Genomic DNA, 12,925 nt, shown 5'->3' with positions numbered 1-12,925 from the left:
GATGCAGGGGGGGCGGCCGGTGCGCCACTCCCGGAGGGCAGTGCCAGGGCTAGGCGCAGCCGCTCCGCTTGGGCCGTCGGGGCTTCCGTTCTATCTGCGGCTGCAGGTGTGGCGGGACTATCGGGCGATGCGACTGGTCGTGACAGGCTTTCGAGCACGGTCTCCAATCGCAAGCGCGGCGGCGGTGTCGCGTCTGCGCCGTCGGCAGCGAATGCCGGGAAGGTGGCGCCGAGCAGCACGCCGCTGAGAATCGGCGCCAGGCAATACGGAGGCGTGGGCGGATGGCTCCCTGCCCTGGGGTCGAGCACGATCAATCCTGCACGGGACGGGGTGAAACGCGGCATCCGGACCCGTTTTGTTACGGTGCTTTCGACGGCTTCTGGGCGAGGGCAGGATAGCGTTGCACGTTCAGCTCGATCTTCGCCTTCTTGCGCAGTTGTCCCAGAAACTTCGACCACGCCTCATCTGCCTGCTCACGCGCAACAAGCTCGGATGCGCGCGGGCGCACCGTCGCCAACTCGTGGTGTTTTGGGGGCTGCAGCGATTCGTAACGGAACAAGGAAAAGCCCTGCAGAATCCGGGTCGGAGGCGACAGATCGCCGGGTTTCATGTCGTCGATCTTTTCCTGAATTCCGTCCGGCAGCATGCCACGATGGAGATAGCCCAAGTCGCCGCCGTTGCTGGCGGATTCATGGGCCGAATGCAGGCGTGCGAGTTCGGCGAAATCCGCTCCGCCTTCCGTAAGGCGCAGGCGCAAGCTGCCCGCTTCAGTTTCCGCCGCCTGCCATGCAGAAGTGGGGGCGGAGGGATCAACGGCGAGCAGAATTACCGAAAGTCGCATTTTCTCAGGTTCGGTAAATTTCTCGGGGTGCTTCTTGTAATACGCAAGAATCTTGTCCTCGGTGGGGGGCGGAATCTTGCGGACCCTGGCTTCGAGCCCTGCGAGCAGGTCGTCCTGCTCAAGTCGTTCGCGCAATTTGGGCAGAATGCTATCGCGTTCCTGTTTCCAGCGCGGGCTGCTGGCGTAACGCTGCTCATACTCGGCAATCTTCTTGTCAACGCTCTGACTGTCGGGCTTGAGCCCCTGGCGTTTCACTTCCTCCACAAGCAGCACGCGGTCGATCAGCGCGTTTGCGGTATCCCGCATCAATTGTTCGACGGCGCCTTCCGGGGGTTTGCCATGGTAGAACTTCTGGCGCACGGCTTCGCTGCTCGCCGCGTCAAATTCCGCCGCACTGATCACGGTACCGTTGACGACGGCCAGAAACGGGGGCGAACTTTGGTGAATGGCGGGGGGAGGCGCCGCCGTTGCACCGGGCGCGGCAGTGGCCGGTTTGGCCTGGTCGGCAGCGTGCGCCGTGAAGGCCAGAAGTGCCGGAAATAGAACGCTGAAAACGTTACGAACGAGCGGCTTCATGGGGGATACGTAGTCCTGTGGAGCGTCGATTGTCGAGTTCTGACAAGAGATGTTCGAAACTGACAAAAAAAGGGGCCAAGGAGTTCATCTCCTGGCCCCTGTTCCGAGCGCGGCGGCGACTGTTACGAGTATACCTCGCTGTCGCTACGCCGCGGCGGAACTGCTTACTTGGTGTGGCAGGCCAGGCAGATCTGGCTGCCAGCGGTCGTGACGCGCATGAAGTTCACGTCGCCGGTACCCTTTGCGGTATGGGGATCGTGGCAGGACGCACATTCGACGGACGGGGTGGTCGCGGCGCCCGAGAAGTCACGCGTGTAAAGGATGATGTCGCCCTTGTTGCGCGCGTTGGCGCCGGTGACCTCGACCCAGAACACCGGCGTATTGTTGATGCTTTGCGTCGTGATGCTGTTGAAGTCCTTGTCCTTGCAGTTGGTCTTGTCCGTCGTGGTCGCGCTCAAGCCGCCGCCGCAATAGGCGATGCCGATCGGGTGGTCGTTCTTCAGGTCGGCGCCCAGGTTGGCAACGCCGGTGATCTTGGATGCGCCAATGTTCCAGGTGTAGCCACGGTCCGAGCCGGCGGCGTTAAGGCCGCCCGAGCCCGGGGCGTTGACCAGGTTGTCCATCGCCTGGGTGCCATCGTGACAGGACAGGCAGGCAGCGGAAACCGAACCCACCGCCAAGACCTGGCCGTCGATGGTGGACGAGTTGGCCGTCGTGTATTGCTGGTACGTCGTGCTCGGAAGCCCCTTGTTCCACAGCGGCGCCGTAGCGGAGGTGTTCGCGGCGTGCGGCGTGTGGCAGAAGACGCAGATCTGCTGCGTGGTCGACTGCGTGTTGGGGCCCGGGCCAGTCGATGTCAGGTTGTGCGGCGTATCCTTGATCTGCGCGCTGGCTGCACCGGCCAGCAGCGCTAGCGATGCGAACACCAGCGTGTGTTTAAACGTTTTTTTCATGGTAACCCCCGATGGATGGTTAGTAGGTGCTGACCGGGAAGCCCCCTGATGACTCAAGACGCCCGCGGTTCCCTAATATCACGATTCACAAGTCGCAACTTGATGCTGCCACCTACTCTAGCAGGATCCGGTCCACATTTTGACTGGTAGCGGTTTCGCGCCCGGAGCCTGCTGGATTCCCCCGGTAGCAGGGGTTTTTGCTGCAAATGGGGGTATTGCGGCAGCGACCTTTCCCAAGGGGGAGTGGTGAATTCCGGGAAATGGCTTATGCATATTCCCGGAGGTGGGAAAGGTGCTTCGGCGATGCCTACTTGGTTCGGGCGCCCGCCTGCCGGACCAGAAAGCCCTGGTCTGCGGCGAGACCATAGGGGCGGAAGACGTCGACCTTGGCGAACCATTGATCGACGAAGAACACTCGACCGTCCTGGTCGATGGCGATGCCGGAGGGCAGAATGTACTTGGCGGGGCCCCCTTGTTCGGAGCGGCTGCCAATGAACATCAGCAGTTCACCATCCGGGTTGAATATCTGGAAGTTGCCGAACGCGGCGTCGGCAACGTAAATGTTGCCTTCCGGGTCGGCTGCGACTTCCTTTGGGCGCGCGAAATTGCCGAGCTGGCGGCCGACGCTGCCAAAGCTGTCGCGGTAGGTTCCATCGGCGTTGAACACCTGCACCCGGAAATTTCCGCCGTCGACGACATAGAGTCGGCCTTCGTTGCCGATCGCCATGTCGCGCGGAAGGTTGAATTCGCCTGGCCCGTCGCCGCGCTTGCCAATATCCATCACGTGTCTTCCCGTGGCCGTTTCGAACACACGGACGCGATGGTTTTCAGATTTCACGCCCCCGATATCGACGACATAGATCTGCCGCCCGGCGGGGTCGACTGTGACGCTCGAGATGCGGTCGAAGAGCTCCTTGCCGCCGATCTTGCGCAGAAACTTGCCGTCGCGGTCATAGATCATGATCATCTTGAGTGTCGCGTCGGCGACGTAAAGTCGCCCAGCGCGATCGACATCGAGCCCGAGCGGTTTCGCCAGCTGACCCGGGTCCTCGTCACCGATGGTGAAAAACTTTCCATTCGGGATGTCGAACACCTTGACGTTGCGGTCCGCCGTGTCGGAGACGAAAACCCGTCCACGGTGAACTGCTACAGCATAGGGTTTCGACATAAAGTAGCCCGAGCGTGCCGTGCCCGTGATCAGTCGTTTAAATGCGTCATCCTGGTTGTCGGTCTCGACATCGGACGAGTTTGTGAGCGTGCGCTCATAGATAAAGCGCGGTTCATCAGGTGGGCTCGGGAAAACCGGCGGTCCTTGCGGCGCTTGCGCGGCCTGCTCGCCGTCCGGCAACTGGGCGCAGCCGGCAAGCAAAGTGAGGCCGCATGCAATCGCCGCAGCGAGACTCGAAAGGCGACGGATTGTTGAGGGATGGCTTTGCGTGTGCGGGCGATGTGCGGACAGTTTCATTGCAGGGGATGGCCTGAAAGTTCAATGTGGAAGAGGAAGAGCGGCGATGTGCTGTGTCGCTGCACGCACTGCACGGCGGGCAGGTTGAACGACCCAGTCGTATGCTGCGATGGCGGTGTATGGCCCTACTTGACGTGACAGGTCATGCACAGGTCGCTCGGATTGTTCTCGGCGCGTAGAAACAATGGACGAATGTTGTGAGGATCGTGACAGCTGGCACATTCCACGAACGGCACTTCGGATTGGTCTTCCTGGTCGATGCGCACATAAAGCGGGATATCGAGCCGCCCGCGCTGGGCGCCAGGTTTTCCATGTGGCACCCACCATGCGGGCCGGTTGTCGACAATGCTGCGCGATGCTGCACGAAAGTCCTCGCTGAACTTGATCAGTCGTCCCTGGTTGATGAGGCGGCCGGCCTTGTGTGCCTGCTCGCGGGCAAATTTTCGCTGTTCGGGGGTGAGGGCGCCACGATAGGGAACTGCAAAGGGGTGGTCCTGGCTGCCGCCCGCGATGCCGAATGCCTGGCTCGAGTCGTGACAGGACAGACAGGCAATCGACTGTGAACCGACCGACTGGTTGTCCCCCCGTCCGGCCTGGCCGATGTCGTCGAACATGATGAAGGTGGCGTTCGCGGGGGTTGAGGGCTGCCACTGCGGCGGTGCAGATTCGTTGCTGCGCCCCTCGGTCGGTGTGTGGCAGAACACGCAGATCTGGCGTGCATCCGTGACTGTGATATTTTCCCCGCGCGCAAGGTTGTGCGGCGTGTTGCGCATGTCGATCCGCTGCGCCTGAGCGCTCCCGGCAAGGAGGGACACGACCATCAGCAGGGTCTGGATGAAGCGAGAGAGGGCGGGGGCAGGATGCAAGGCGGACTCTAAGAATCTCGTGGGTTGCCGGCATTATCAAAGCGTGGAACGCCATTCTCAAGTTCGGGAGGGCTTGGGTCTCCCCCCGTCGAATCTGTGACGCGTAGTCGCAGCCAGGGTTCATTGTGACTGCGCGATCATGTATGCAACCGCTTCCCGCACCTGATCGTCGGTCAGTCCGGCGTTCCCCCCTTTGGGTGGCATTCCGCCCTTGCCGCGCAGGGCTGACTGCAACAGCGCTTCGAATCCCACGGGCAGGCGTGCCGCCCATGCTGTCCGGTCGCCAAGAACCGGTGCACCCGCTACCCCTGTGGCATGGCATGCACGACAAATCTGGGTGTAAATCGCCTTGCCATCGGCTGCCGTGACGTTGCTTGCCGTGGACAGGAGGAATAACCCGAGTAGTGTAACGAAGTGTTTCATTTTACTCCCTCGACGACGATATCAGCACGATGCCAGCGGCCCGGGGTTATGGAGGTCGTCAGAACCTATAAGACGAAGCAACCGACATGCCAGCCGTCCCTGATGACGAGTCGGTTCAGTTCTTGCATCATGAGCGCAGTTTTTCGACCCAGAGGTATCTTGTGAATCAGAACAAGCAATTCAGGCAGGTGATGCGAGCGAGCGTGATCGGTTTGGGTGTGATGGCGAGTTTCGCGGCCAACGCCGGACCAATCAAGGCTGATGTGCTGTATCACGAGTATTGTTCGGTGTGCCACGGTGACCGCGGCGACGGGAACTCCAAGGCGGTGAAGAGCCTGAACCCGCCGCCACGCGATCTGACCACGGCCGGCGCGTCGTTGCCGCGGGACTATATTCTGCATGTCATTACCCACGGTAAGCCCGGGACGGCAATGGTGGGATACAAGACCCGTCTGAATTCGGATCAGCTGGCGGCACTGGCCGATTACGTCCATACCGACATCATCAATCGGGGAGCCGCAATTTCGGCCGGGACGATTTCCGGTATTTCCGGCACTTCGGGGACGACTTCGGGTACGCCGGGCGCCCCTTCGGCCGCTCCAGGGCAATCACCGCGCCATGGTGCCGGTGTGCAGTCCGCTCCGACTGCCGACGGCGCTCCGATTCCGCCGATCGCGGCTCCGATACCCCCCTCCAAACCCGTTGCCGCCAACGAGCGCGCGGACATGACGGCGCCGTTTCCATCCGGCTTGAAGGGTGATGCGGCGAAAGGCAAGGCGTTCTACAACGCGAATTGCGCCGAGTGCCATGGCGTGAAGGGGGACGGAAAAGGGCCGCGCGCGTATTTCATCCGGCCGGTGCCGCGCAATTTCGGGGAGGAGCGTTCGCGGCTGACGCTGAACCGACCGGCGATCTATGCGGCGACCTTCTTTGGTCGTAACGGCACCGAAATGCCCGCGTGGAGCAAGGTCTTGACCGAGCAGGAAATTGCCAACGTGTCCGAGTTCGTGTTCCAGAACTTCATCCAGTCTGACCAGAAGGCTGCGAAAGCGAAATGATGCGTTGGGCCTGGAAGCGGGGACTGGTCGCGGTGCTGACCGCGCTCCAGTTCACCGTGCCGGCGCTCGCCGCCGAGACGAGCAAGAACGACGCACGGCATGAGGCCGGGCGCAAGGTCTACAACTTCCGTTGTTATTTCTGCCACGGCTATTCCGGCGATGCGAAGACGCTCGCAACGACCTATCTTGCGGTGAAGCCACGGGATTTCACGAGAGACAACGAGAATTCGATCAGCCGTGCCCAGATGATCGCCGCGGTGCGCGACGGCAAGCCGGGTACGGCGATGAAAGGTTTCAAGGGAATCATCTCGGAGAACGACATCGCGCTGGTGGTTGATTTCGTGCGGGAGGAGTTCATTCGCAGCAAGGCGGTCAACACGCGCTACCACATTCCCGAGAATGGCTGGCCGAATCACGAGCGGAACAAGTTGGCGTTTCCGTTTGCGACCGGTGAAATCCCGCTGGATAGGCCATGGGAGGAATTGAGCGCGGTGGAGCAGAAGGGGAAGCGCTTGTTCCTGACGACGTGCATTTCCTGTCATGACCATGCGCGCACCGAAAATCCCGGTCAGACGTGGGGCGGGAGACCGCTGTCGTATCCGCGCAATCACTTCGATCCGGGCGATTACACCGCTTCACCGCCAACCAAGGTGGATGCGATTGCGAGCGCCAGCCCATACAAACTCCACGATGTAATCCCTGCGGTGAGCGGACTTGCGCCACTGGAGAAGCGCGGCGAAAAGCTATATCAAGGGAATTGCGCGTTCTGCCACGCGGCCACCGGTACGGGCAAGAACTGGATCGGTAGTTTCATGGAACCGCACCCGCGTGACCTGACCGATCCGAAATTCATGCGTGACATGACGCGTGACCGGCTGGCTCACACGATTCGCGAAGGCTTGCCCAACACGTCGATGCCCGCATGGAAATCGGTGCTCAAACCGGACGAAATCGACGCAATCATCGCTTACATTTCGCGGGTTTTTCACCCGGTAAAGCCCTGAGGCATCAGTCGCGGGAGTGTCGCGACAACTCGGCGGCAAGGTGGCGAGCCCGGGCGTGACCGGGCTCGATCGCCAGTGCGCTCAGCGCAGCATCAAGAGCCTCTTTTTCCCGGCCCAAGGCGTTCAGGCTTTCGGCCCGCCCGTATTGCGCGTGAGCGTCGTTCGGGCGCCGCGCGACACTGTGGTCAAAATCGGCTAGGGCGGCGAGTGGCTGGCCTTGCCGCAGGTAGGCGTAGGCCCGGTTGAGCAGCGCCTGGGATTGCGTTGGATCCGCCCGCAGGATGGCGGTGAAGGCCGCCACGGCGGCGTCAAAACGGCCCGTGCGTGCATTGGCAATGCCGAGGAGGTCGAAGTAGCCGATGTCGGCAACCGCCGGGTCGCGCGATCGAGCTTCCCGCAATGCGTTGATGGCAGATTCGGGGCGATCGGTTTCGACATAGAGCCTCGCCAGCGCCATTAATGGCAGTGGAGAGTGCGCGGCGAGCGCGAGGGCTCGTTGCAGCGAGGTTTCTGCGCCTGCATATTCACCGCTGGCGAGCAGTAGGGCGCCAAGCGCGTAGTGACCCCGGAAATCCTGGGGTTCGAGCGCGATGAAACGTCGATAGTCGGCGGCAGCGTCTGCGGGGCGTCCGATCTTGCGGTAGCTTGATCCCCGGTTCAGGTAGGCGATTGCGCTCCGCGGGGCGAGATCCAGGGCCCGCGAGTAGGCTGCGATGGCCTCGTTGCTGCGGTTTTCCGTCTCGTAGGCCGTGGCCAGGTTGCCCCAGGCTCGCGGTGACTGCGGCGCGTGGTTTGCTGCGTGTTCATAGAGCGTGACCGGATTGCGCCAGACCGGCACCCGGCTGAGGGTTGCATACAGCAGGCCGGCGACCAGGCCGAGGCTCAACAGCACTGCGCCATGGGCATGGCCTGTGCGTGCGAGACGCTGCAGCGCCAGTGCCAGCAGTCCGGCGAGTCCGGCCGATGCCAGGTACATGCGGTGTTCGAACACGATTTCGAGTGCGACCACGCTGCTTTCAATGGCCAGCGTGGCGGGGATCCACAGCAGCAGGAAACCCGCGACCGGAACGGTGCTGCGCAGCGCAAGCCAGGCTCCGCCTGCAATCCACGCGAACAGGCCGGCGATCGCCAGGGGGGTGGTCCATGGGTGCCATAAACTGCGGGAGAGCGGGAAGTCGTGTTCAATGGAAAAGCGCTCGGGAAGCGGCCACAGGATTTGCCCCAAGTGGAAAAAGATCACCCGAGGCTGGGTTAGCAGGCGTTCGCCGAGGGTGAAGTCGCGGTTGGCGTACCCTGTCGCGAGGTATTGCCACAGGGGGCCGCGCAATAGCGCGATATCGATTACGACGTAGGCGATCAATACGACGGGCAGGGCCAGCACGAGGCGGTCGAGCTTGCTTCTCAGTCGCTGCGCAGGCTCGCGACACAGGGTGTATTCGGCGAGCAGGAGGAGGGCAGGGAGAATGTATGCGTTCTCCTTCGACAGCCATGCGGCAACGGCAGCGATCACGGCGATCGGGTACCAGATTCGTCCGCGTTGTGTCTGCCTGCCGTGAACGTAGGCGACGACCGCGATGAGGATGAAGAGTGCTGCCAGCGATGCCATGCGCTGGACGATGTAGGTGACAGCCTGGACCTGAATCGGATGGACCGCCCATGCCGCGGTGGCCGCGGTGGCGGCGAGCCATGCCTGAGTCGGGGGGGCGCCATTTCTGCGCAGCAATTGCAGGATGAGGGCCAGGACGGCGAGCGCGGTGGCTGCGTGAATCAGGATGTTGGTGATCTGGAAGGTGGATGGCCCACCGCCTCCGCGCCACCAGTCGAGCGCAAAGCTGACATTGGCGAGCGAACGCTGCGGCAGGGCGCCCTCGCGCGCCGCCCTTGCAAGCGCGTCGACGCTGAACTCGGTCATGTGAATCGGGCCGTGCGTGACGATGTTGTTGGCGTCGTCGAGGTGAAAGCCGTTTTGGGGCGCTTCGTGATACGCGAGCGCAATCAGTCCGAGCAATAGCAGAACCAGCACGGCGCGCAACAGGGGACGAGCAGTATTTGTCATGGCGGGCGAAAACGTCCTGAGTGTCCGTGCCGGGGTTGGGATGCCGTGCCTTAACGATAGCAATCGGATGCCACGCCTAGCCAGCAGGCACGATGACGAACGGCGCGTGCTTCCGCATGGCGTCCCTGATCACCGTAGATCCGGGCAAGGTAATGGTGCGCGACGGCTTCGTCAGGCTCCAGCGCGATCGCCTTTTCAAGATCGTTTTGCGCAGATTGTCGATCGCCGCGCAGATAGCGGGCAACGCCGCGGTTGGTCCAGGGCGAGGCGCTGGCCGGGTCGAGTTCAATCGCACGGGCGAATGCAACAAGTGCGCGGTCGTACCGATCCTGGGGCAGGTGTTCGTTCTCGCGCTGGTTGAGGGTGGCGATGCCGAGGTGATTCCAGGCGCGTGCACTGTGCGGGGCGAGCCTGACGGCCTGCTCGTAGAGGGTGGCCTCGGTGCGCCACTGCGGGACGCGCTGGGTAGTGGCCCACAGGGAGAGGAGGATCGCGCCCGCAAGAAGCGCCCACGCGGGGATGGCGCGAGTGCGTGGCCGACGTGCCGAATGGACGAGGCCGAGAGCGATAAGCCCGGCGAAACCCACGGAGGGAAGATACATGCGGTGCTCGAAGACCATCTCGAGTGGAACAAAGGAGCTTTCGATGCTCAGCGTGACGGGTACCCAGAGTGTGAAGAAGCCTACGATGCGCGTGCCGCGGTGTGCTGCCAGCCAGAGTCCGCAGAGGCTCCACGCGAGGATCGCCACGAGCGGCAGCCAGAACTCCGCGGATGCGAGCGAATGCACGATGGCAATATCGTGCTCAAGGGAGAAGCGCCCGGGCATCGGCCAAAGGATCTGCGAGACGTGGAACGCCACTACTTTTGGCTGCGTCAGAAGGCGCTCGACGAGCGTAAAGTCGCGCCCCTCGTAGCCGCGCAGGGCCCATTGACTCAAGGGGCCGCCAACGACGACATCGGTTAATGCAAGCCCGAGGGCTATGACCGGCAGGGCAAGGAGTGCGCGATCGACGAACGAGCGGACGAGCGGGGCCGCGTTGCGCAACACCAGAAACTCCGCCATCAGGATCAGTGCAGGCGTAATCCATGCGTTCTCCTTTGACAAGGCGGCCAAGGCGAGGCTGAGGAGAGACGCGCCCGACCACAAGATCGCGCCGCGTTCAGCTTTGCGTGCCTGCAGGTACGTCCATACGCACAGCACCGAGAATAGTGCGGCGAGTTCGGTCATCCGCTGTACCGCATAACTTACTGCCTGAACGTGGATAGGCTGGAGTGCCCACCACAATGTGGCGGCCCCCGCTGCGACGATCAGGGCGGGGCGCGGTTGTGCTAGCGCGGCCACCCGCAGCACACTTAGCAGCAAGGAAAATAGCGCCCAGCCGGTAAGCACGTGCAGTGCAAGGTTGGTTGCGAGAAAGGTTGCGGGCGTTCCACCACTGCGCCACCAGTCAATCGCAAAGCTCACCGAGGCGACTGGCCTGAGCGAGAGATAAGCGCCGCGTGCAGCGCCGAGCAGGCCTTCCATGCTGATTTGCGTGATCTGCACCGCGCGATTGTTGAGAATATTGGGCCAATCGTCGAAGTGAAAACTGTTCAATTCGATGCCGCGATATGCGAACCATGTCAGCGCGGTCAGCGTGGCCAAAGCGATGCACACTTGCCAGAACGGTAGCGGGGAGGTGTGGTGTGTCGTGTTCGAGTTCAATGGCGTATTCCAGTGAAGCGCGTGCCTTGACGGCTTGAACGTTGCTTGGGAGGACGCTGTCAGCAGTCCGCGGCGACCCCGAGACGGCAAGCGTGAGTTCGGGCTCGTGCCGCATCGGCCGCACGTCCGTTCGCGCTATAGATGCGGGCGAGATAATGGAAGGCGATTGATTCCCGCGGGGACAGGGAGATGGCCTTCTCGAAGTCGCTTAGCGCGTGCCCGATATCTCCACGTTGAAAATTCGCTGTTCCGCGATTGGTCCAGGCTCCGGCGTACTCCGGATCGACCGTCACGGCGCGGTCGAACAGCTGCAAGGCCTGATCGAGCTGGCCCGCACGCAGATACAGGAGCCCGAGATTGTTGTATCCCAGCACTTGCTTCGGGAACAAGCGGATTGTTTCCTCATAGACGGCACGCGCGCGCTCGGATTGCCCCGTGGCCTCGAACACCACGCCACGATTCAGAAACGGATAGCCGTCACCCCAACGGGGTTCGATTTCGTTTGCGCGGTTGATTGCCTGGAGAGCCTGTTCGTGCCGGTTTGCCTGCAGATATTCCAGTCCCAGCTGATTCCATGCGCGTACCGAATTCGGCGCATGGCGGACGGCACTTTCGTACAGGCTGATCTCGGTGCGCCACTCCGGGATACGTTGCCTCGTGGACCAGATGCCGAAAACAATCGCGCACGCGAGCAGTGCCCACGCGGGGGCCGCACGGGTCAGCGGCCAGCGCACCGAGTGCGCGACGCCGATGGCGATGAGTCCCGCAAAGCCCATCGAGGGCAGGTACATGCGATGCTCGAACACCATTTCCAGCGGTATGAACGAGCTTTCAATCGCAAGCGTGGCCGGCACCCAGAGCATGAAGAAGCCGGTGAGGCGTGTGCCACGGCGCGCCGCCAGCCACAGTCCGCCGGCAGACCATGCGAGGATCGCGGCGAGTGGTAGCCAGAACTCGGCGGACGCCAGCGACCGTACGGTGGCGATATCGTGCTCGAGAGAAAAGCGCCCGGGCATTGGCCACAAGAGCTGCGATACATGGAAGGCCACCACTTTGGGTTGCGTCAGAAGGCGTTCGGCGAGAGTGAAGTCGCGCCATTCGTAGCCGCGGAAAATCCAATCCGTGGCAGGGCCGCCGACCGCCAGGGTAACTGCGCCAGCGAACAGGATGATGGCGACGAGGCCAAGGAGCCAGCGGTCGCGAGGGCGCTGGATTAGGGGCGCATTGTTGCGAAGGACGAGAAATTCAGCCAACACGATCAGGCCGGGTGTAATAAAGGCATTCTGTTTCGACAGAGCGGCCAAGGCGAAGCTGCATACCGACACGCCACCGAACAACCAGATCTTCGCCCCCTGTGCGAGCCGTGCGCGCAGGTAAGCCCAGACGCACAGGACGGAAAACAACGCAGCGAGTTCGGTCATCCTCTGGACGATATAGCTCACCGCCTGTACGTGAATGGGCTGGACCGCCCACCAACCGGCGGCAGCGGTGGCGGCGAGCAATACCCGTGTCCGGCTCCAACTGGCATTAGCAGCGCGGAGTGCGCTCAGCAGCAACGCGAGAACGGCCCAGCTTGCGAGAACATGAAGCGTCAGGTTCGTCACGAGAAATGGAGCTGGCTTGTCGCCGCCGCGCCACCAGTCAAAGGCGAACGTGACCGACGCGACGGGGCGATGCGGCAGGGATGCTCCGCGCGCGGCGTCGAGTAGGCCGCCGAGGCTGAAGTCATCCATGTGGATGGCTGGGTTCAGCAGGATGTTGTGCCAGTCATCGAAATGAAAGCCGTTCATTTCGATGCCCTGGTAGGCAAGCAGTACCGCGACGGTCAGAAGCAGTGCTGCGGCGACCGGCGTCCAGGGCGCATTGCTGGGGAAACTGTGCGAGGTCACGGAATGGATGGGCTGGACGATCGTTACTCTTGGTTGATTGCGGACATATTGTTCGCCGAGGCTGGGTGCAAAAGCAAACATCGTTCCA

General features: G+C 62.2%; 10 protein-coding genes. 2 read left to right on the top strand and 8 right to left on the bottom strand.

Annotated features, from left to right (window positions below; all coding sequences use genetic code 11):
- Positions 1-358: 358 nt before the first annotated feature.
- From GPA25_RS21265 to GPA25_RS21245, 5 genes are all read right to left on the bottom strand, one after another.
- Complete coding sequence (locus GPA25_RS21265; protein WP_169262408.1) at positions 359-1,417, bottom strand: peptidylprolyl isomerase; 1,059 nt, start codon at positions 1,415-1,417, stop codon at positions 359-361.
- 164 nt (positions 1,418-1,581) lie between these two features.
- Complete coding sequence (locus GPA25_RS21260) at positions 1,582-2,370, bottom strand: cytochrome c3 family protein (RefSeq protein WP_169262407.1); 789 nt, start codon at positions 2,368-2,370, stop codon at positions 1,582-1,584.
- Positions 2,371-2,677: 307 nt separating this feature from the next.
- Complete coding sequence (locus tag GPA25_RS21255) at positions 2,678-3,739, bottom strand: 6-bladed beta-propeller (RefSeq protein ID WP_246266001.1); 1,062 nt, start codon at positions 3,737-3,739, stop codon at positions 2,678-2,680.
- Between the two features lie 221 nt (positions 3,740-3,960).
- Positions 3,961-4,701: a cytochrome c3 family protein gene (locus GPA25_RS21250; protein WP_246265999.1), complete on the bottom strand. Its 741-nt coding sequence runs from the start codon at positions 4,699-4,701 to the stop codon at positions 3,961-3,963.
- 120 nt (positions 4,702-4,821) lie between these two features.
- Positions 4,822-5,124, bottom strand: a complete 303-nt coding sequence (locus GPA25_RS21245) for a c-type cytochrome (RefSeq protein WP_169262405.1) — start codon at positions 5,122-5,124, stop codon at positions 4,822-4,824.
- 161 nt (positions 5,125-5,285) lie between these two features.
- On the opposite strand from GPA25_RS21245, the gene GPA25_RS21240 reads away from it, so the two are divergent.
- Entirely contained in the window at positions 5,286-6,182 is an 897-nt protein-coding gene (locus GPA25_RS21240) for a c-type cytochrome (protein WP_169262404.1), read from the top strand.
- Positions 6,179-7,186, top strand: a complete 1,008-nt coding sequence (locus GPA25_RS21235) for a c-type cytochrome (protein ID WP_169262403.1) — start codon at positions 6,179-6,181, stop codon at positions 7,184-7,186. Before GPA25_RS21240 ends, GPA25_RS21235 begins: the two co-directional genes overlap by 4 nt.
- Positions 7,187-7,190: 4 nt before the next feature.
- Here the strand turns inward: GPA25_RS21235 and GPA25_RS21230 are convergent, their stop codons facing one another.
- Genes GPA25_RS21230 through GPA25_RS21220 form a run of 3 tightly spaced genes read right to left on the bottom strand, consistent with a single transcriptional unit; the run spans position 7,191 to position 12,918 of the window.
- Positions 7,191-9,242, bottom strand: a complete 2,052-nt coding sequence (locus tag GPA25_RS21230) for a tetratricopeptide repeat protein (protein ID WP_169262402.1) — start codon at positions 9,240-9,242, stop codon at positions 7,191-7,193.
- A 50-nt stretch (positions 9,243-9,292) separates the two neighbouring features.
- Positions 9,293-10,948, bottom strand: coding sequence for a tetratricopeptide repeat protein (locus GPA25_RS21225; RefSeq protein ID WP_246265997.1), 1,656 nt, complete (start codon positions 10,946-10,948; stop codon positions 9,293-9,295).
- A 59-nt stretch (positions 10,949-11,007) separates the two neighbouring features.
- On the bottom strand, positions 11,008-12,918 hold the full coding sequence (locus tag GPA25_RS21220; protein ID WP_169262401.1) for a tetratricopeptide repeat protein: 1,911 nt from the start codon (positions 12,916-12,918) through the stop codon (positions 11,008-11,010).
- Positions 12,919-12,925 lie beyond the last annotated feature (7 nt).

The sequence above is a fragment of the Aromatoleum diolicum genome, assembly GCF_012910955.1.
Classification (GTDB): domain Bacteria; phylum Pseudomonadota; class Gammaproteobacteria; order Burkholderiales; family Rhodocyclaceae; genus Aromatoleum; species Aromatoleum diolicum.
Note: the sequence above shows the minus strand (reverse complement) of the source record. Positions and strands in the feature narration are given on the sequence as shown.